The following is a 21689-nucleotide window of genomic DNA, read 5'->3' as shown; positions in this document are numbered from 1 at the left end:
TATACATAGCTCTGCTGTATGTATATGACAAATGCCTATCCGATGTTATCTCTTTTCTATATTCTTGGCTGACAAATTGGGCAGTAATGCGTTCCTCTTCCGCCAACAACTGTTTTTTCTAATATCGTACCGCAAGTTACACACGGTTCTCCTTTTTTTCCGTATACATTTAGGAGTTCTTGGAACGAACCAATTTGCCCTTGTGAGTTGATATACGTTCGAATTGTACTTCCGCCACGCTTCACTGCTTCGCCTAGCGTTGTAACGGTAGCCTCATAAATTCGCTCAATTTCTTCTATTGTCAAAGACGAAGCTTCTCGTTCCGGATGAATTTGAGAACGGAATAAAACTTCATCTACATATATATTTCCAAGCCCTACTAAAAGACGCTGGTCCAATAGCACAACTTTTATTTTACGATTTGTCTTTTGCAATCTTTCTTGTAAATACTGTGGTGTCATTTCAGCATCAAACGGCTCCGGACCTAAGTCAGCAAGAGGCATTTGGTTCATCTCTTCACCTTTCTTAAAGAGATGCATCGTACCAAACTTTCTCACATCTTTATAATGTAATTCAGTTCCATCTGTAAATAAGAAACGGACGTGCGTATGTTTATCAATCGGCTCGTCCTCTTGATGTAGTAAAAACTTACCTTCCATACGCAAATGTGAAACAATAACATAATTTGTTACATATAGAAGCAAAAACTTTCCTCTTCGCTTTATATTTTCAATCTTCTCGCCTTTTAGCATTTCTTTAAAGATTTCTGCATCATCCGGTCGTTTCACTATTTTTGGATAAGTAACAATAACATCTTCAATCGTTTTTCCTGTTACAAGATTTTCAAGTGTCCGTCTGACGTTTTCAACCTCTGGTAATTCAGGCATTTCATCACTTCCTTATTTTGCGTCGTACCAAGTTGGACCGTAAGAATAATCAACTTTCAGCGGAACTGCGAGTTCAATTGCATGCTCCATTACTTCAGGTACAAGCTGCTCTAATTTTTCAATTTCTTCTTTTGGTGCTTCAAATATTAATTCATCGTGTACTTGCAGAAGAAGACGCGCTTGTAATCCTTCTTCTTCTAAACGATCTGCCATAATAATCATCGCTTTTTTAATTATATCTGCTGCAGTACCTTGAATTGGTGTATTCATCGCTGTACGCTCAGCGAAGCTACGTAAATTGAAATTACGACTCGTAATTTCTGGAATATAACGGCGACGATTTAATAATGTAGCCACATATCCTTTTTGTTTCGCATCTTTTACGATGTCCTCCATATATTCTTGTACACCAGGGAAACTTTCTAAATACTTTTCAATAAATTCCGCTGCTGCTTTTCTTGTAATTCCTAAGTTTTGTGAAAGACCATAATCACTAATACCATACACAATTCCGAAGTTAACAGCTTTCGCTTGTCGTCTCATATTTGAAGTGACTTCATCTTTTTCAACGCCAAATACATCCATAGCTGTTTTCGTATGAATATCCATGTCATGCTGGAATGCTTCAACTAGCCCTTTATCATTTGCAATATGAGCTAATACACGCAGTTCGATTTGTGAATAGTCAGCCGCATACATAATCCAACCTTCTTCTGATGGAACAAATGCCTGACGAATCTTTCTTCCTTCTTCTAATCGAATCGGGATATTTTGCAAGTTCGGATCCGTTGAACTTAATCGACCTGTTTGCGTTAACACTTGATTAAAGCGAGTATGAATTTTAGATGAATCTTCATGTACAACTTTCAGTAAACCTTCAATATAAGTTGAATTTAGCTTCCCTAATTGACGATAATGTAAAATGTTTGGAATAATTTCATGGCGATCCATAAGCTTGTCTAATACATCAGCTGACGTAGAATAACCTGTTTTCGTCTTTTTAATAACCGGTAAGTTTAAGTTCTCAAACAGAATTACACCAAGCTGCTTCGGTGAATTAATATTAAATTCTGTTCCCGCAAGCTTATAAATTTCCTGTTCCATTTCCTTTAATCTACCTGCGAGTTCTTCTCCCATATTACGAAGACGCTCCGTATCAACTTTTACACCTTTTACTTCCATATCAGCTAATACACGCGCAAGTGGCAGTTCTAACTCTGTAAACAGTTCATATTGCTCATTCTTCTTTAACTCTTCAACGAATGTTTGCTTTACATCATATAATACATGCACTTTACGAGCCACATGCTCCGCTACTACTTCTAACTCTGGAACAGCACGCTTCGCACCTTTTCCGTAAACTTCTTCATCTGATTTCACAGCATGCGTTTCTTTCATTTTCGCTACAGTACGGAAATCTTTATCTGTATCAGCCGGGTCAAGTAAATAAGCAGCGATTAATAGATCAAAGTCAATCCCTTGCATATCTATCCCATTCCATTTCAGTGCAACGATTGCTCGCTTCGCATCAAATGTATGCTTTCTCATTTCTCCATTTGCAAGCCATGCTTTAAATGCATCCGATGCAAGAGCAATATCCTTCTGAATAAAGTAGCAACCATTTTCATTTTGAATACCAAAGCCTTGAATGTCCGCCTTATGATAATTATCTTCTTGCACTTCTACGATAAGCGCACTATCTTGCTGAAGCATTTCTTCTGTAACTTCTTCCACAATATCAAATGTAATATCATCTAATTCAGCTGGAGCTGTTTCTTCTGGCGTAACGCCTAATTTATTTAAAAGAGATGTAAATCCTAAACTCTCGAACATTGGAATCACATCACTTGCTTCATATCCTTTATACGCCATATCATCCACATGAACTGTAATCGGCGCATCTGTAATAATAGTCGCAAGATCTTTACTCATAAGAGCTTGTTCTTTATTTTCTTCTAGTTTTTCTTTTAATTTCTTCCCGCTTACTTGATCTAGATTTTCATACACTTCTTCAACCGTTCCAAACTGTGTTAACAATTTAATCGCCGTTTTTTCACCAACTCCTGGTACACCCGGAATATTATCTGATTGGTCTCCCATTAAACCTTTCATATCGATAATTTGCTTTGGTGATAAGCTATATTTTTCAAATAAAGCTTCTTTCGTATATTCATCTACTTCCGTAATCCCTTTTCGCGGAATACATACAAGCGTGTTATCAGAAACAAGTTGAAGTAAATCTTTATCTCCTGAAATAACTTTTACACTTGCTCCTTGTTCACTCGCTTCTTTTGCTAGCGTTCCCATAATATCATCCGCTTCATAATTTTCTAATTCATAACGCGGTACGTTGAATGCATCCAGCATCTCACGAATAAACGGGAACTGCTCTGATAATTCAGGTGGAGTCTTTTGACGTCCTCCTTTATACTCACTATACGTTTTATGACGGAAGGTTGTTTTGCCTGCATCAAACGCCACTAACATATGAGTTGGCTTTTCTTCCTCTAATATTCTCATTAACATCATTGTAAAACCGTAAATTGCGTTCGTATGTATACCTTTGTCGTTATTTAAAAGCGGTAGTGCAAAGAAAGCACGATACGCGATATTATTACCATCTACTAATACGACCTTTTTTTCCAAAATTGAAACCTCCCCATACAAATTTGAAATGATTTTTTTCACAGAAAAAAACCGTTCCTTTCCTCTCTCTATATTAACATGACTAATAGAGAGAAGAAAAATAACGGTTATTTTCTTTCATATATAAAACAGACTTATATTGGCATAAAGGGAAGTGACGAGAACAGCTTAACTATTCTCGTCCAAAATTACTCCTTGGATGAAGGGGTTTTCATGTATTATATTAACAGAGCTTTATTAATATTTAATTAAGCCATTGTTAATATATTGTAAACATCCTTCATCCTATTTTTCAGTTGCTGATTTTGGTAAAACAACTGTAAATGTTGTCCCTTCCCCAACTTCACTATCCACTGTAATTGTACCGTGATGCGCCTCTACTAAATGCTTTACAATTGATAATCCGAGGCCTGTACCACCAGTATTTCTACTTCTCGCTTTATCCACTCGGTAAAAGCGTTCAAAAATACGCGGAATTTCCTCTTTACTAATACCAATTCCAGTATCCGATACTTTTATATAAGCATTATACTTATCTTCCGCTAACTCTACTGAAACAACGCCTCCAGCCGGTGTATATACGATCGCGTTATTTATTAAATTAATAAAGATTTGTTTCAAACGACTTGGATCTCCAATAACAGAAGCACGTTTTAATACATTCACTTGTAAAGAGATTTCTTTTTCTCCTGCTTTATTATCAAGCACCATATGAATATCTTCAAGCAGCCCCTTCATGTCAACGGTTCCCATATTTAATTTAAATCCTTGTTGTTCGATCTTTGACAAATCTAATAAATCTTCAATTAATCCTTGCATGCGCTCACTTTCTTTTAAAATAATGTGCAAGAAATGTTCGCAGAATTTTTTATTATCCATCGCTCCGTCTAAGAGTGTTTCTGAAAAACCTTTAATAGAAGTAATCGGTGTCTTTAATTCATGAGAAACATTCGCTAAAAAGTCTTTTCTCATTTGTTCTAATTTCTTTAACTCTGTTATGTCATGGAATACGAGAACAATCCCTTTCCATTCATGGTTTGTCCCGATAATCGGCGCTCCATATACTTCGAAATGCTTCCGCTCAATTCCAAGTGGCAATAACATTTGTTTACGCACTTTCACTTCTGTCATAAAGATTTCTTCTACAAGCTCAATAATTTCTGTATGATGAAACGATTCATAATATAAGCGATCTAAATATTCTTCATCTGTTACGTGGAAAGTTTCCTTATAAGAGCGGTTTACAAGGTTTATATACCCGCGGCTATCAATTAAAATCATTCCGCTTCCCATATTTTCAATTAACGTATGCAGACGATCTTGCTGCATTTCTTGTTCAAGTGTCATCTCTTGTAAGTTACGAGCTAAAATATTAATCGCTTTACTCAGCATTCCTGTTTCATCCGAATGACTTTCGTATGCACGTGCTTTATAATTACCCTTTGCCAATTCAATTGCAACTTTTGTAACCGATTCAATCGGCCTAATATATTGCCCTGTAATTTTCATACCTAAAAATACAACTACGAGACAAGCAATAACAAATCCGATAATTAATAATCCCCACGTTTTTTGATGTACGTCTTTTAAAGGATCGATTGTACTTTTCACCAAAACGTATCCTTGTTTTCCTTCTACATCTTGAACGAACACCGCATGATAAAATTCATTCTTTCGATCTGTCTCTTTCGTAATCACTTTACTTCGTTGTTTTGCCAATTCCGAAGTAAGTTCTTTAATCGTCTCTGGACTAAATGCCAATTCTTGTCCTTTTCTATATTGAACTTTCTTTTTTTCATCCACAAATACGATAGAAGCTGGTATTTTTTCTTCTAACTTTTCAAATACGTATGGATTTTTTAAGACATTATCAAAACCTTGCTCTTCTGCTAACGCCGCAACATACTCCGTCTCTTTTACCATTCTCTCTTTAGCATGATCTATATAGTAGTTTTCAAACACAGTTTCTAGCAATAAACCTAGTCCAACTAAAATAAATACAATAAGAGAAACAAATGTAAAAAGAAGCCTGGAACGAAATTTATTCATTCCCTTTTGGCTCCTCTAATTTATATCCTAAACCACGTATCGTTTTAATGTACGTCGGTTTTTTCGTATTTTGTTCAATTTTATCGCGCAAATGGCTAATATGAACATCAACAATTCGTGTATCACCAGCAAAATCGTAATTCCATACAGCACTTAATAATTGATCACGCGTCAACACGCGACTTTTATTTTTCGCAAGATACACAAGTAGTTCAAATTCTTTTGGTGTTAATTCAAGCTTTCTTCCTTGGAAATAAGCCTCATAAAACTCCGGTAAAATTTTAAGTTCTGCAATTGTGATGCTATCTTCATCTGGCGCTTCTGCAACTTGTTCTTCTTGTTGTAATTTCGTGCGGCGCAAAATCGCCTTCACACGAGCAACAACTTCCCTTGGACTAAATGGCTTCGTCATATAATCATCTGCCCCAAGTTCAAGGCCTAGCACCTTATCAAACTCATCATCTTTTGCCGTTAACATTAAAATCGGCGTCATAACGCGCTGCAATCGTAATTCTTTACACACTTCCATACCATCCATTTTCGGAAGCATTAAATCTAATATAATTAAATCTGGGCGTTCTGTTGTCGCTTTTTGAAGCGCCATTTCTCCATCCATCGCTGTTATAACTTCAAACCCAGCTTGTTGTAAATTAAATTCGATTAAAGTTAAGATAAATTCCTCATCATCAACTACTAAAATACGATTGTTCATTCTTTTCCTCCAAGTTATAGACTTGAAACCTTCTTCATCCTAGTATTTTCCCCGTTATTCTCATCATACTAGAAAACAAGGTCCCTCTCAATATAATTGTCTATTCATGGAGATCGTTTGTGTAGAATTGAGAAAATAGAAGTAATTACGATTCACCTGCAACTATACAGGATTTTGCCAAACTTTATAGATTACTCTCTCTTCTTTAAAGCTCACTTCCGTATGAACTATAAAATCTTGATTTTGTGCTAGGAAAAACGAAAGAGCATACGCTATTTTATAATCCGGTGTTTCATATCCATCAAATACTCTCCCGTACATTTCATTCGCAACCCCGTCTGCCCACACTTCAGCTTCTCTTACCGTTTCAAAGATAACGTTTTCTCCTTTCCACCTCATCTTAAAGAATCACTCCTTCCATTGACTTAAATTATTAAATTACAATATAGTAAATATTGTTAATCCAATAATCCGAATATAAAAAGGGGTCTATTATGCGACTATTACTACCTATTTTAACTTTAGTAGTAACATGTTTCCTTACTTTTAACGTACCGAGCTGGGATACGATTAAAACGGGGTGCTCAGAATTTGCTGAAGGGTTCAAAGAAGGATTTTTCAACTAAAAATAGCGCTAGCATCCTTATTCAAGGTATGCTAGCGCTATTCATATTTTCATCTTTTAAAAATTATCTAATGCTTTTTCCATAATGGAAACAGATTTAAAAGGCGGCGTGACTGTTAATGAACCTTTTACAACAGTTTCTCCTTTTTCATCATGAGCAGATACAAGCATATCAATTGTATGTTCCTCCTCAGAAACAGCCACAACTTCAAAGTGGATTTGTAACGTTTCATAATGGTGAACATGCTTCACGAACGTAAGGTCCTTTCTCGTAATATGACTTCCTGGACCCGGTAAATATTTCGTAACCGCCGTTGTAATCATTCCCGTTAGCATAATGCTTGGTACAATCGGCTTTTCATACGGAGTTTGGGATGCGTAATCATGCTGAATATATAATGGATTGGCATCATTCGTTAACCCTAAGTACAATAACAAATCTTTATCCTCAATTTTTTCAGTGATAGATAATTTCTCTCCTACTGTAATTTCATCCATTTTACGACCAATTTGAACTTTTTTCTTTAACATGTTACAACCCCCTCCGATTTTTTCACCTTATTATCCTACTAAAAGCGATACCTTATCCGAAATTTACTATGATGAGGGCAATGTATAGTATAAATCTATAGTTTCATTATAGGATACTACAAATGATAGCGTTTTCATATTATTTCAAAAAAACAATTCGGTAAATAGTAGAAAAAGATTCGGAATCCCGAATCTTTTTCACTACTATTCAATTATTAAACAAGAACTTTCATTACGTTACGTACAGATTCTACAGAGCGATCTAACGCTTCTTTTTCATCTGCAAGAAGTTCTAATTCAATAATTTTTTCAATTCCGTTACCACCTAGAATTACTGGTACCCCTAAGTAAAGGTCACTATAACCATACTCACCTTCAAGGTACGCAATAGCTGGTAATACACGGCGTTGATCTTTTAAGATTGCTTCTGTCATTTCAACTAAAGAAGCTGCTGGTGCGTAATATGCACTACCGTTTCCTAATAAGCCTACAATCTCACCGCCACCTTTACGTGTACGTTCTACGATTGCTTCTAAACGCTCTTTCGGAATTAACGTTTCTAACGGAATACCGCCTGCATAAGAATAACGCACAAGAGGTACCATGTCGTCACCGTGTCCACCAAGAACAAATCCTGTAATGTCTTTCACAGAAAGATTTAATTCTTGTGCGATGAATGTACGGAAACGAGCTGTATCTAATACGCCCGATTGGCCAATTACACGCTCTTTCGGGAATCCTGCTTCTTTAAATACAGAATATGTCATTGCATCAACTGGATTTGTTAACACAACAATAATTGCATTTGGTGAATGTTTTGCAATGTCGCGCGTAATACTTTTCATAATTTTAGAGTTCGTTGCTACTAAGTCATCACGGCTCATACCAGGCTTACGTGCAATACCTGCTGTAATAACGACAACGTCAGAATCAGCAGTATCTGCGTAATCAGATGTTCCAATAATGTTAGCATCAAAACCTTGTACTGGGCTCGCTTCTAACATATCTAACGCTTTCCCTTTTGTTGGATTTTCCAGTTGTGGAATGTCCACTAATACAACATCTGCAAGTTCTTTTTGTGCTAATAAGAATGCCGTTGTTGCTCCTGTAAATCCTGCACCGATGACTGAAACTTTCTTGCGTTTGATTGTCATAATTTACCCCCCGCTTTAATTATGCGTTTTTGATTATCGCTACATCCATGTTTTTAATAAGCTCATTAGCAAACTCAGAACACTTCACTTCTGTTGCGCCTTCCATTAGGCGAGCGAAGTCATATGTTACTACTTTTGATGCAATTGTTTTCTCAACTGAATCTGTTACTAATTTCGCTGCTTCATTCCATCCTAAGTGTTCTAATAATAATACACCTGAAAGAAGAACTGAAGATGGGTTTACTTTATCTAAACCTGCATATTTTGGAGCTGTACCGTGTGTAGCTTCAAAGATAGCATGTCCAGTCACATAGTTAATGTTTGCACCAGGTGCAATACCAATTCCACCTACTTGTGCAGCAAGTGCATCAGAAATATAGTCACCATTTAAGTTCATTGTTGCAACAACATCGAACTCACGTGGACGAGTTAAAATTTGTTGTAAGAAGATGTCTGCAATAGAATCTTTTACGATGATTTTTCCAGCCACTTCAGCGTCTGCCATCGCTTTATTCGCTGCATCTTTACCATCTTTTTCAACGATACGATCGTATTCAGCCCAAGTAAATACTTTGTCGCCGAATTCTTGTTCCGCTACTTCGTAACCCCAGTTTTTGAAAGCACCTTCTGTAAATTTCATAATGTTTCCTTTATGAACTAATGTAACAGAAGAGCGTTTTTCGTTAATTGCATATTGAATTGCAGCACGAACAAGACGCTTTGTCCCTTCTTCTGAAATCGGCTTAATACCAATACCAGATGTTTCTGGGAAGCGGATTTTATTAACACCCATTGCTTCTTTTAAGAAAGCAAGAACTTTTTCTGCTTCTGGAGATCCTTGTGCATATTCAATTCCAGCATAAATGTCTTCTGTATTTTCACGGAAAATAACCATATCAGTATCTTCCGGACGTTTTACAGGTGAAGGAACACCTTCAAAATAACGAACTGGACGTAGACATACATATAAATCTAATTCTTGACGAAGTGCTACGTTTAGAGAACGAATACCACCGCCAACTGGAGTTGTAAGTGGACCTTTAATCGCGATTAAATATTCACGAATTAAGTTTAAAGTTTCTTCTGGTAACCACTCGCCTGTTTGGTTGAATGCTTTTTCCCCTGCAAGCACTTCTTTCCAAACGATTTTCTTCTCACCATCATAAGCTTTTTCAACTGCTGCTTCTAGTACGCGAGATGCAGCTGCCCAAATATCAGGACCAATTCCATCTCCCTCGATAAATGGAATAATCGGATTGTTTGGTACATTCATAACACCATTAGTTACAGTAATTTTTTCACCTGTCGTCAATGTGATAACCCCCATGTTTGAAATTTCATATGTATGAAACCGAGGGAATAACCCCTCAGTTCAAACCGTTAGTCAAATTAAAATATTCTAATCATTACATCTTTCCGAAAAAATCAGACTTTTGAAAGCGTATTTTCACTATCAAAATAGTGTTATTCGCTTATCGTTGTGCAATTGGAACATACACTTGATGCGTTGGTCCATTATAATCAGCACGCGGACGAATTAAACGGTTGTTTTCATATTGTTCTAGAATATGAGCTAACCAGCCTGACATACGGCTAATTGCAAAAATAGGTGTAAATAAGTCATGGTCAATTCCTAAACAATGGTATACAGAAGCTGAATAGAAATCAACATTTGGTGGAAGACCTTTTTCTTTTGTTACAATGTCTTCAATTTTGATAGACATATTATACCATTTCTCTTCTCCTAAAAGCACGCATAATCTCTTAGACATTTCACGTAAGTGTTTTGCACGTGGATCACCTTGCTCATACACACGGTGGCCAAAGCCCATGATTTTCACTTTATTTTGAAGAGCATTATGAATATATGACTCTACATTTTCTTCTTCGCCAATTTCAGTTAACATCTTCATTACATTTTCATTTGCCCCACCGTGAAGAGGACCTTTTAATGCACCGATTGCTGCTGTAATACCAGAATATACATCTGACAGTGTAGCTACGCAAACACGTGCAGTAAATGTAGAAGCGTTTAACTCATGATCTGCATGAAGTACAAGTGCCTTATCAAAAGCTTCAATTTCAACTTCATTTGGCTCGCGATCATTTAACATGTACAAGAAGTTTGCAGCTAATGATAAATCTTTTCTTGGCTCAACAATATCTAAACCTTTACGGATTCTCGCGTAAGCAGCAACTAAAGTTCCCACTTGAGCCTGTAATTTAACCGCTTTCAAATAATTGGACTTTTCATCCATAATTTCAGCGCTCTCATCGTATAATGATAGCATGGAAATTGCAGTTCGTAAAACAGACATCGGATGTGCAATTTTTAAATCTACTTGTTTCAAATATGTTAAAATCTCACCTGGAACTTTATAGTATTCAGATACAATTTCATTAAATTCCGCTAGTTCTTTTTCATTAGGAAGCTTGCGGTGCCATAATAAGTACACTACTTCTTCAAACGTAGCATTCTCAGCTAAATCATCAATATTATACCCAACATAAGTTAATGTATCATCAATAATAGAGCTCACAGATGATGTTGTTGCTACTACCCCTTCTAAACCTCGAATAACAGTCATGACATTCTCTCCTTTTCCTGAAAATTCTCCCAACCTTGCTCCTTATATCTATTTGCTCCCCTTATGAATTATGAACGCCCGTTCACTCTTTAGGCAAGCAAAATGCACGATCATGCAAATTTGTTGCGATGTTCCCCTCTTATTGTCCATTGTTTACATGGAAAGCATGAGCGTGAATGTCTCCCCGAATCCTCACGCTCAAAACAACAAGTTAGTGAGGAAAATACATTCCGAAGAGTTTTATGATAAAAACAACATAAAACAATATCATTATAAAATTGTTTTATGTTGTTTTTATTTTATCTGGTGTAAAGTCTCTGCTGTTATGTAACTTTTCAAAGTTTCTAATCCTATTATAAACAATTATCTGACTTTTGTGAACAGAAAGAATTCAAAAATTTTATATTACTATAAAATTCCTTATTTAAACATTTGTATAATACTCATAACCGCATAGGCAATTCCAGCCCCAATTAACGGACCAACAGCAACCCCATTAAATAGCGCAACCGCTATAATTGTCCCAAAAACAAGCGCAGTTGTAATGTGAGGATCCGTTGTCAACAATTGTACGCCGCCTTTCGCTAACAAAGCGACCGCTACACCTGAAGCTAAAGCAATCCACGCATAATAAGATTTTGCCGCTTCTCCAAGTTGTTTAAAACCTATTTCCCCCGTCGCAATCGGTACGAGCACCGCTATTGTAATGACCGTTACACCTAGGTTAATTCCTTTCGTTTGTAGATAAGGAAAGACCTTATCTCCTAAAAACGTAAACTTCAATAAAAATAATACACCAATAGCCACAGTAAGCGATTGGTTTTTCGCAATAAGTCCTATAATAAGTAGTATGAATAAAAATAACGTTGACTGACTAATCATGTTTGCACTTCCTTTCTGAAAATAATGAACTCATTTCCAAACAAAAATACCTTTAAACCTATCGTTATACATGATATATCGATGCCTATTCAACATGAATCACTTCATTTTTTATGTATTTTAAAATGATAAATTGAGACTTTCACCATAAAAATTTAAGCATGTATACATTTTAAAAAACAGGCGTCTCTTCTTTCTTTTCTAATTAGAAACAGGTAAAATAAAAAGAAGAGAAAATGAAGTTTTTACCATATAGTAGAAGCATCAACACCAAGCTTTCACAGTCACTCACATACTGAAAAAGCAAGAAAAATCCATCATTCCACTATAACATAAAGTGAAACTTTAATCAGTGGGGCACACTCGTTATAAGTTGAACGAATTAGGATAATCCAAATTGGAATGGGAGGTATACATCTTTGAACCGAAACTTACTATATATGATATTGCGACTCATATTTGTCATTGTAGCAACGGTAGCTGGGTTCTATGTATTACTATACATGTCAGGGCTTATCTATCCTTTTATTATCGCTTTTGCATTTGCTTATTTGATTAATCCTGTCGTCAATTTCCTTAATCAAAAACTACAATTTCCTCGCGCACTAGCAGTACTCGTTAGCTTAATTCTCGTATTTGGAGCTATCGTTGGACTTGTTACATATCTTGTGACTGAAGCAATATCTGCCACAACATACTTACTACAACTTGTTACAGTAAAGTTTCCAGATATCGTTACATTCGCCCAGCAATTTGCACTTAATCATATTATGCCTCTCTACGATGATTTAATCTCTAAATTTAATCATCTTGGAGAACCACAGCGCTATACAATTACACAAAACATTCAAAACTTAGGAACAGAGGCAACAACACAAATGAAAGAACTTTTAACCGCCATTATAAGCGGGTTAACGAATTTCATTAGTGCACTGCCAACGACTTTAACTGTCCTTGTATTCATTTTATTAGCCACTTTCTTCATTAGTTACGATTGGCACCGTCTTGCTCAAAAAGCAAGAAAATTACTACCAAATCGTGTACATGGCTACGGAAAAACTATTTTTGTCGACTTAAAAAAAGCTTTATTCGGTTTTGTGAAAGCACAACTTACACTCGTATCTATGACAACCGTTATTGTACTGATCGGACTTTTAATATTACGCGTACCATACGCCATTACTATTGCGATTATTACAGGAGTTGTAGATTTACTACCATATTTAGGAACAGGCGCAGTCTTCGTTCCATGGGTTATATACGTATTTTTCACTGGCGATACCGCATTCGCCATTGGTCTTCTCATTTTATACATCGTCGTGATTGTCCAAAGACAAATTATGGAACCGAAAGTACTTTCATCTAACATCGGTCTCGATCCATTAGCAACACTCGTCGCTCTATTTGTCGGCTTTAAACTTTTTGGCTTTTTAGGATTAATCATCGGTCCAGTCACCTTAGTACTACTTAATACATTACACAAAGCTAATGTCTTCCATGACTTGTGGAAATATATTAAAGGTTCACCTTCAAAATAACAGTTTCTAATTCATACAAAAAATCAAGCTATAATCAGTGGGAAATTCCCACTGATTATTCCTTTTACCTATTTTTCACACTACTCACACGCAACAAGAGCATTACCCAGAAACAGGATAATCCTCTTGTTTTTTTGCATAAAAAAAACACATATTCTAGCTAAAAATACATTTTTATTCTATTTTATCTATAATTATTACTTACATTTATTACTTTTTATGTAAATGAATAAATATACAAAATGGCATAAAATAAGGCTTCAACTAACAATCACCACCTTTTATATGAATTCTTTACACCAATCGCTCCTTTATATACAAAAGCAAAACTTTAATTTGGCTGCATTTCGCACCATCTTATTCATCCAAATTAATAGCACTAAAAAATCACACGTTTAATCGAAGCACAACAAGAGTTCAAACGAAAATTATATAGCAAATATAATAAGCGGACATTTTGTTCATCCCCACTCATCATCCCCCCACAAATAGTGCGGTAAAGCAAAGCCTCAATCAGAAAGCTCCCCTCCTCTTACAAGACAAAAAAATAGCACTTAGATCGTTATAATCTAAGCGCTACTTCTGAATGATAATAGTAGAGTTCTTTCTAAACTTCCATTCCATCCACTTCATAACAAGCGGCTTCAATAAAGCTCTCGTAATAGGGATCACGCAGATAAACCCTAGCACATCTGTCACATAACCAGGAAGCACTAAGAGAATACCTCCTACAAATACAAAAATACCATCTAGTACTGCCTCACCTGGCATTTCCCCTCTATTCAACTTAGATTGAATCTCTCCAAGCACTTTAAATCCTTGTCTTTTCGCCAAATACACACCTACTACACCTGTAAATACAATCATAGCGAACGTAGACCATAAACCTATTACATGACTTGATCCGATTAAGACCGTAATCTCAATCGCCGGTATTAAAATAAACAAGAATAGTAACCACTTCATAGTTCTACACCTCTCTCACAACTCACTTTTAACGCCCTCACAACGCCTATATACATCATATGAAATATAATACCCTTTCATATTAAAACCCATAACAAACAGCTTTTAAAAGCAATTCTAGGCGTTTTAAGCTAACTCTATCTCGTTTTTGTGTAAAAAAAAGAGAAGGACTCCGATCCTTCTCTCCGTATTACTTATAGCACTTCCGCATGTCCATTATAAACAATTCCGCGTGCTGCATCAACTGTTACTTCTTGGCCATTTTTTAAAGTTGCTGTTACGCCGTTTACACCAACGATAACAGGAATACCGATTGATACGCCTACAACAGCAGCATGGCTTGTTAAGCCACCTTCTTCTACAACTAAAGCAGCAGCTTTTTCGATTGCAGGAATCATATCTTTATCAGTGCTTGTTGTAACAAGGATATCACCTTCGTTTACGTTCGCTACAGCTTCAGCAGCTGTTTTTGCTACAACTACTTTACCTTTTGCAGCTTTACGACCGATTCCTTGTCCTTTAGCAACTTCTTCACCAACAACGTGGATTTTCATTAAGTTTGTTGTACCAGTTTCAGCAACTGGAACACCAGCAGTAATTACTACAGTATCTCCAAGGCCGATTAGACCTGCATCCATACCTGTTTGAATTGCTGTATCTAACATTTCGTCAGTTGAAGCTGCGCGCTTCTCAGCCATAAATGCTTGTACACCCCAAACAAGTGCAAGACGACGTCCTACTTGCTCGTCAGATGTTACAGCTACGATTGGAGATTTTGGACGGTATTTAGAGATCATTTTCGCAGTATGTCCACTTTCTGTTGGAGCTACGATTGCAGCTACATCAAGAGCAAGTGCTGTATGCGCAACAGATTGGCTAATTGCATCTGTAATTGTTGGAGTGAACTCTTTAATACGTTTTTTGAACATATCTTCGTATTGTAATGATTTTTCAACACGTACTGCAATGTTAGCCATCATTGTTACTGCTTCTACCGGATATTGACCAGCAGCTGTTTCACCTGAAAGCATGATTGCATCTGTACCATCGAAGATTGCGTTAGCTACGTCACTTGCTTCAGCACGAGTTGGACGTGGGTTACGTTGCATAGAGTCTAACATTTGTGTCGCAGTAATAACTGGTTTACCTAACACGTTACATTTTTTGATTAGACGTTTTTGTACTAATGGTACTTCTTCTGGTGGAATTTCTACACCCATATCACCACGAGCTACCATTAAACCGTCAGAAACTTCTAAGATTGAATCGATGTTGTCGATACCTTCTTGGTTTTCGATTTTCGGTACGATTTGGATGTATTGAGCGCCATGCTCTTCTAATAATTCACGGATTTCTAATACGTCAGACGCTTTACGTACGAATGAAGCTGCGATGAAATCAACTTTTTGCTCGATACCGAAGATGATATCTTTTACGTCTTTTTCAGTGATACCAGGAAGCTTAATGCTTACGTTTGGTACGTTAACACCTTTTTTATTTTTTACAGTTCCGCTGTTAAGAACTTTTGTACGGATGTTTCCATCAGCTTTTTCGATTACTTCTAGTTCGATAAGACCGTCATCGATTAGAATGCGAGAACCTGGGTCTACATCGTCATAAAGACCAGCATAAGATACAGAGAACTTCTCTGCAGTACCTAATACTTGCTCAGTAGAAAGAACTACTTCTGCACCTGTTACAAGCTCAGCTTGTCCGTCTACGAAGTCGTGAGTACGGATTTCTGGACCTTTTGTATCAAGTAAGATACCAACTGTTTTACCAGTTTTCTTTGAAGCTTCACGAATGTTTTTAATACGAGCTCCGTGCTCTTCATGGCTACCATGAGAGAAGTTTAAACGAGCAACGTTCATACCTGCTTCGATTAATTGCTCTAATTTTTCAATACTTTCACTAGCAGGACCTATAGTACATACAATTTTAGTTTTACGCATATTGCACCTCCGAAAATTATGAAACCGTTCCCAAATATCTGACATTACGCCGATTAGATGGATAATTCTTTAGATAATTGATACATATCTTTATCGATTGTATGCTTTTGAGCTAACGCTTCGATAATATCATGATCAACAAGTTTGTTATCTTGAATACCTACACAACGTCCACCTCTACCAGCAATTAATAATTCAACTGCTCTTGCGCCAAGACGACTTGCTAATACACGGTCTTGTGCACTTGGTGATCCGCCACGTTGTACGTGACCTAATACAGTTACACGAGTATCAAAGTTTGTTGCTTCTTCAATGTGCTTACCGATGTCAATTGCACTTCCAACACCTTCAGCTACAACGATAATACTGTGTTTTTTACCACGTTCACTACCGCGCTTCAGACGAGCGATAACATCATCCATGTCATACTCTTCTTCTGGAATTAAGATTGTTTCTGCACCATCAGCTAAACCAGCCCATAATGCAATATCACCAGCGTGACGTCCCATTACTTCGATAACATATGTACGTTCATGAGATGTAGCTGTGTCACGGATTTTATCAATTGCATCAATAACAGTGTTTAAAGCTGTATCGAAACCAATTGTGAAGTCTGTTCCAGGGATATCATTGTCGATTGTACCTGGTACACCAACACATGGGAATCCTTGTTCAGTTAATTTTTTAGCGCCTTGGTAAGAACCATCTCCACCAATAACAACAAGTCCTTCGATACCATGTTTCTTTAATTGCTCGATACCTTTTAGTCGTACTTCTGGGTCTTTAAACTCAGGACATCTTGCTGTATATAATTTCGTACCACCGCGGTGGATAATATCGCCAACAGAACCAAGTTCTAATTTTTCAATGTGACCAGAAATTAATCCAGCGTATCCATGGTAAATACCATATACTTCAATATCATGGAAAATCGCTTTACGAACAACTGCACGAATGGCAGCATTCATACCAGGTGAATCTCCACCACTTGTTAATACACCAATACGTTTCATTTGTACTCACCTCATAAAGATTATTTGCCTTATAATAAAATAACACGAAAAAATATAAAAACACAATGGAGAAGATGTGTCTTTTCATAATAAAAACGTGCATTCGCGAAGAGGAACGCACGCTTTTCTTATTTTATCCCAATGGAAGCGTTTGAAAACGAAACTTGCCCAATTTTCATATATTTTTCATAACGTTTTTCGATTAATTCATCTTTCGAAATTCCGTTTAATTGTTCAAAAGTTTTTCTAATCATTAAGTCTATATTTTCTGACTGTTTTAAAAGATTACGGTGAGCTCCACCTTTTGCCTCTGGAATAATTTCATCAATTACACCTAATTCTTTCAAATCTGCTGCTGTAATTTTCATTGCTTCTGCAGCTTCCTTTGCTTTTCCTGCATCTTTCCAAAGAATTGCCGCTGCACCCTCTGGTGTAATAACAGAATAAGTGGAATTTTCTAGCATATGAATGTAATCTCCTACTCCAAGACCTAGCGCACCACCACTACCACCTTCACCGATAACGATACAAATAACTGGTACCGTTAAACCTGCCATCTCAAATAGGTTGCGGGCAATAGCTTCACTTTGTCCACGTTCTTCAGCTGCTTTACCAGGATAAGCTCCCTTCGTATCGATGAAACAAATAATAGGACGATTAAACTTTTCCGCTTGTTTCATGAGACGCAGTGCTTTTCGATATCCTTCTGGATGAGGCATTCCAAAGTTACGGCGAATATTTTCTTTCGTATCTTTTCCGCGCTGATGCCCAATTACAGTTACAGGCATCCCTTTATATTTCGCAATGCCGCCGACAATCGCTGCATCATCGCCAAATAGACGATCTCCATGACATTCGAAAAAATCAGTAAATAAGTGCTCAATATAATCGAGCGTTGTCGGTCGTTCTGCATGACGAGCAATTTGAACACGGTCCCATACTTTTAGATTGCCGTATATATCTTCCTCTAAATTTTCTAGCTTTTCTTCCAAAATACGAATCTCCTCACTGAAGTCCATCTGGCTGTTTTTCGTATAGTCTTTCAGTTCACGAATCTTATTTCTTAGCTCAACAACTGGTTTTTCAAATTCTAGCTCTGCCATACAGCCATTTCCCCTCCTTGATGAACTTCTAAAATCTTGCGAAGCGATTCTCTCATATCATCACGATGCACCACCGCATCTAATTGACCATGATCTAGTAAGAATTCTGCCGTTTGGAAATCTTCCGGTAGTTTCTCACGCACCGTTTGTTCAATTACACGTCTACCAGCAAATCCGATAAGTGCACCTGGTTCTGCAAGATTATAATCACCAAGTGAAGCGAAACTCGCTGAAACCCCGCCCGTCGTTGGGTGAGTCATAACAGAAATAAATAACCCTCCTGCATTACTATGCTTTTTCAAAGCTACGCTTGTTTTTGCCATTTGCATTAAACTTAATATCCCTTCTTGCATACGGGCACCACCCGAAGCAGTAAAGATAATAAATGGAACTTGTAAGTCGTACGCCTTTTCAACCGCACGGGCGATTTTTTCTCCTACTACAGAGCCCATGCTCCCCATTCGAAAACGAGAATCCATTACTGCAACAACAACAAGCATGTCATCAATTGTTCCTTCACCAGTTACAACCGCTTCGTTCAATTCAGTCTTCTTACGATCGCTCTCTAGTTTCTCTTCATAACCTGGAAACTCGAGTGGATTTAATGAAACCATTTCTTTGTCATACTCACGGAATGACCCTTCGTCCAATATACTATCAAGACGTTCCCATGCATTCATAGGATGATGATATCCACAATTCACACATACTTTTAAATTTTTTAGAAGTTCTTTCGTATACATGATTTTTTTACATTCCGGACATTTTGTCATAACGCCATCTGGCACATCTTTTCGTACTTGTTCTGAAGGTATTGCAGCGTACTTTTTCTTTTTCACGAATAAATCTCTTAGCACAATTTGACCCCCTTCGTTGAGAGCTAAGGTTAGCGTAAGAAGAAAATGGGGCTAACACCAAAGTTTGATGTTAGCCTTATCTTCTCAATCTGTCTAATAACCTCACTCTTTACGTTTAACTTTAACCGCTACGCGGTAGAATGTTTGTCATAACGTGTCATGGTCATTTCGACAAATTTTATACATTACGAGTGAAACTGTATATTCTCTACTAATTCATCGTAAATTTTTAGTGCATCATTTTCTTGTTTTTCTTCCAAAGTAGCATAAAGCTTTCTATACATATCGATAGAATCTCTTGAAACTTTACAAGAAAGAGTTGCTACGTAATCATTTACGATCATCCAAATGCGATATAGTAAATAATTATCGACTTGTTCAATAAGTGTTTTAAAGAACGTTTGATGAAGCGTTGGGATTGAGCTTTCATTTTCTTCAAGTACTTGGTGTAATCTACTTAGTACTTTAGAAAACGTTTCTTTCGGTAAATTACATACAATTCGAATCATATCTTTCTCAAGCAATCGTTTTGTTTGTAATAAATCACGAATTGTTTTCTCATCTTGCAGTAAGAACGGAGCAATTAATTGTACAAGACCGTTATCATAAAAGTTTCGAATAAACGTCCCTTCACCACGTCTCGTTTCAATCAATCCTACCAGTTCTAAAGCACGCAATGCTTCTCTTACAGAGGAACGTCCTACGTTTAAACGTGAACTTAACTCGCGCTCAGACGGCAAACGATCCCCCGCTACCAATCCATCCTCTTCCATAATGGAACGAATTTTTTTTACAATTTCGAGATATACTTTTGTATTTGATGATGTCAATGGAAATTCCTCGCTTATTCTTTACCAATCAGCGCTAATTGTTTTGTTTTTTCAGCGATCTCATTTGGATCTACTTGACGGCGAGCTACTCCTGTCTCCATTGCTGCTTTTGCAACGTAAGCCGCTACTTGAGGCGCTACACGCGCGTCAAATGGTGCCGGAATAATATAGTCTGCATTTAACTCGTCTTCTGCTACAAGCTCAGCAATAGCCTGTACAGCTGCCATCTTCATTTCTTCGTTAATTTGTGTCGCATGTACGTCAAGTGCACCGCGGAAAATACCAGGGAACGCCAGTACATTATTTACTTGGTTCGGGAAGTCAGAACGACCTGTTCCAACAACAGCTGCGCCCGCTGCTTTTGCCAATTCTGGCATAATTTCTGGAACTGGATTTGCCATTGCAAAAATAATCGCATTGTCATTCATTGTACGAACCATCTCTTCTGTTAATGCACCTTCTGCAGATACACCAATGAATACGTCCGCACCTTGTACAACATCAGCTAAAGAACCTTCTATACGATTCTTATTTGTATATTTTGCAACTTCATCCTTCACCGGATTCATACCTGTAGGACGACCATCATAGATTGCCCCTTTACGGTCACACATAATAATGTCGCGTACACCATAGCGATATAAAAGTTTAATAATTGCAATACCTGCTGCACCTGCGCCATTTGCGACAACTTTAATGTCAGACATTTTCTTTCCAACTAATTTCAGTGCATTTACAAGACCTGCTACTGTTACGATAGCTGTTCCGTGTTGATCATCATGGAAGATAGGAATATTTGTTTCTTTTTTCAAACGCTCTTCAATAATGAAGCAGTTTGGTGCTGCGATATCTTCTAAGTTAACGCCGCCAAAAGTTGGCTCCATTAATTTTACAGTTTCAACAATTTTATCTACATCGTTTGTATTTAAGGCAATCGGGAATGCATCTACACCAGCAAAGCTCTTGAATAATACAGCTTTACCTTCCATTACTGGAAGAGATGCTTCAGGTCCAATGTTACCAAGACCAAGTACAGCTGTTCCATCTGTCACAACTGCTACCATATTTCCCTTCATCGTATATTCATATACCTTACTTTTATCGTCATAAATTTCTTTACAAGGTTCTGCAACCCCTGGAGAATATGCAAGACTTAAATCTTTTGCATTTTCTACTTTTACTTTTGATACAGTTTCTAATTTTCCTTGATGCACTTTATGCATGTGAAGTGCTTCTTCACGAAGTGTTGACAAACTATCCACTCTCCTCAAATTATTCTTGCTGATATCAATTTCTCCAAGTGGTCTGACCACGAACACTACTACTATAATAATCGAAGTGTAGGGAAATTGTCCA

General features: G+C 37.1%; 19 protein-coding genes. 2 read left to right on the top strand and 17 right to left on the bottom strand.

The window, feature by feature from the left end:
- Nucleotides 1-56: 56 nt before the first annotated feature.
- The 5 genes from mutM to BM089_RS10675 all read right to left on the bottom strand — a co-directional run bounded on the left by mutM (nt 57) and on the right by BM089_RS10675 (nt 6693).
- Entirely contained in the window at nt 57-887 is an 831-nt protein-coding gene (gene mutM / locus BM089_RS10695) for a DNA-formamidopyrimidine glycosylase (RefSeq protein ID WP_090976929.1), read from the bottom strand.
- 12 nt (nt 888-899) lie between these two features.
- The gene (polA, locus tag BM089_RS10690) at nt 900-3533 is read right to left on the bottom strand and encodes a DNA polymerase I (RefSeq protein ID WP_053563570.1); all 2634 of its coding nucleotides are present in this window, start codon (nt 3531-3533) and stop codon (nt 900-902) included.
- A gap of 285 nt (nt 3534-3818) precedes the next feature.
- Nucleotides 3819-5582 carry a sensory box histidine kinase PhoR gene (gene phoR / locus BM089_RS10685; RefSeq protein ID WP_001032099.1) on the bottom strand — a complete coding sequence of 588 codons (1764 nt, stop codon included), beginning with the start codon at nt 5580-5582 and terminating at the stop codon, nt 3819-3821.
- Nucleotides 5575-6294 (bottom strand): two-component system response regulator PhoP, encoded by a 720-nt coding sequence (gene phoP, locus BM089_RS10680; protein ID WP_001065220.1) that lies wholly within the window; start codon nt 6292-6294, stop codon nt 5575-5577. The genes phoR and phoP overlap by 8 nt, the downstream gene beginning before the upstream one ends.
- Before the next feature lie 162 nt (nt 6295-6456).
- Nucleotides 6457-6693, bottom strand: coding sequence for a hypothetical protein (locus BM089_RS10675; RefSeq protein ID WP_053563568.1), 237 nt, complete (start codon nt 6691-6693; stop codon nt 6457-6459).
- 95 nt (nt 6694-6788) lie between these two features.
- Here BM089_RS10675 and BM089_RS31770 point away from each other — a divergent pair, with 95 nt between their 5' ends.
- Complete coding sequence (locus BM089_RS31770; RefSeq protein WP_001238014.1) at nt 6789-6920, top strand: hypothetical protein; 132 nt, start codon at nt 6789-6791, stop codon at nt 6918-6920.
- A gap of 56 nt (nt 6921-6976) precedes the next feature.
- Here BM089_RS31770 and BM089_RS10665 read toward each other — a convergent pair whose 3' ends face one another.
- The 5 genes from BM089_RS10665 to BM089_RS10640 all read right to left on the bottom strand — a co-directional run bounded on the left by BM089_RS10665 (nt 6977) and on the right by BM089_RS10640 (nt 12074).
- Entirely contained in the window at nt 6977-7450 is a 474-nt protein-coding gene (locus tag BM089_RS10665) for a MaoC family dehydratase (RefSeq protein WP_000914180.1), read from the bottom strand.
- A gap of 215 nt (nt 7451-7665) precedes the next feature.
- Nucleotides 7666-8604: a malate dehydrogenase gene (mdh, locus tag BM089_RS10660; protein ID WP_000153232.1), complete on the bottom strand. Its 939-nt coding sequence runs from the start codon at nt 8602-8604 to the stop codon at nt 7666-7668.
- A gap of 19 nt (nt 8605-8623) precedes the next feature.
- Nucleotides 8624-9916: an NADP-dependent isocitrate dehydrogenase gene (icd, locus tag BM089_RS10655; protein ID WP_139213251.1), complete on the bottom strand. Its 1293-nt coding sequence runs from the start codon at nt 9914-9916 to the stop codon at nt 8624-8626.
- A 160-nt stretch (nt 9917-10076) separates the two neighbouring features.
- Nucleotides 10077-11225: a citrate synthase gene (gene citZ / locus BM089_RS10650; RefSeq protein ID WP_000503652.1), complete on the bottom strand. Its 1149-nt coding sequence runs from the start codon at nt 11223-11225 to the stop codon at nt 10077-10079.
- 387 nt (nt 11226-11612) lie between these two features.
- The gene (locus BM089_RS10640; RefSeq protein WP_000625507.1) at nt 11613-12074 is read right to left on the bottom strand and encodes a DUF441 domain-containing protein; all 462 of its coding nucleotides are present in this window, start codon (nt 12072-12074) and stop codon (nt 11613-11615) included.
- A gap of 419 nt (nt 12075-12493) precedes the next feature.
- On the opposite strand from BM089_RS10640, the gene ytvI reads away from it, so the two are divergent.
- Complete coding sequence (gene ytvI / locus BM089_RS10635; protein ID WP_006926492.1) at nt 12494-13612, top strand: sporulation integral membrane protein YtvI; 1119 nt, start codon at nt 12494-12496, stop codon at nt 13610-13612.
- A gap of 576 nt (nt 13613-14188) precedes the next feature.
- On the opposite strand, the gene BM089_RS10630 is transcribed toward ytvI, so the two are convergent.
- From BM089_RS10630 to BM089_RS10600, 7 genes are all read right to left on the bottom strand, one after another.
- Complete coding sequence (locus tag BM089_RS10630; RefSeq protein WP_000871631.1) at nt 14189-14578, bottom strand: FxsA family protein; 390 nt, start codon at nt 14576-14578, stop codon at nt 14189-14191.
- Between the two features lie 194 nt (nt 14579-14772).
- A complete protein-coding gene (gene pyk / locus BM089_RS10625; protein ID WP_001232667.1) occupies nt 14773-16530 on the bottom strand; it encodes a pyruvate kinase in 1758 nt (585 codons plus the stop codon).
- Between the two features lie 53 nt (nt 16531-16583).
- Nucleotides 16584-17543 carry a 6-phosphofructokinase gene (gene pfkA / locus BM089_RS10620; protein WP_000821158.1) on the bottom strand — a complete coding sequence of 320 codons (960 nt, stop codon included), beginning with the start codon at nt 17541-17543 and terminating at the stop codon, nt 16584-16586.
- 128 nt (nt 17544-17671) lie between these two features.
- Nucleotides 17672-18646, bottom strand: coding sequence for an acetyl-CoA carboxylase carboxyl transferase subunit alpha (gene accA / locus BM089_RS10615; protein WP_000818801.1), 975 nt, complete (start codon nt 18644-18646; stop codon nt 17672-17674).
- Entirely contained in the window at nt 18634-19503 is an 870-nt protein-coding gene (gene accD, locus BM089_RS10610; protein ID WP_000942856.1) for an acetyl-CoA carboxylase, carboxyltransferase subunit beta, read from the bottom strand. Before accD ends, accA begins: the two co-directional genes overlap by 13 nt.
- A gap of 185 nt (nt 19504-19688) precedes the next feature.
- Nucleotides 19689-20333 carry a FadR/GntR family transcriptional regulator gene (locus BM089_RS10605; protein ID WP_000204444.1) on the bottom strand — a complete coding sequence of 215 codons (645 nt, stop codon included), beginning with the start codon at nt 20331-20333 and terminating at the stop codon, nt 19689-19691.
- Nucleotides 20334-20347: 14 nt separating this feature from the next.
- Nucleotides 20348-21556, bottom strand: coding sequence for an NADP-dependent malic enzyme (locus BM089_RS10600; protein WP_161114790.1), 1209 nt, complete (start codon nt 21554-21556; stop codon nt 20348-20350).
- Between the last annotated feature and the right edge of the window lie 133 nt (nt 21557-21689).

Origin of the sequence: Bacillus sp. 5mfcol3.1, from assembly GCF_900114335.1 — a bacterium.
Lineage (GTDB): Bacteria > Bacillota > Bacilli > Bacillales > Bacillaceae_G > Bacillus_A > Bacillus_A thuringiensis_S.
The sequence above is the reverse complement of the archived record's forward strand: the minus strand, read 5'-3'. Positions and strand labels throughout refer to the sequence as shown.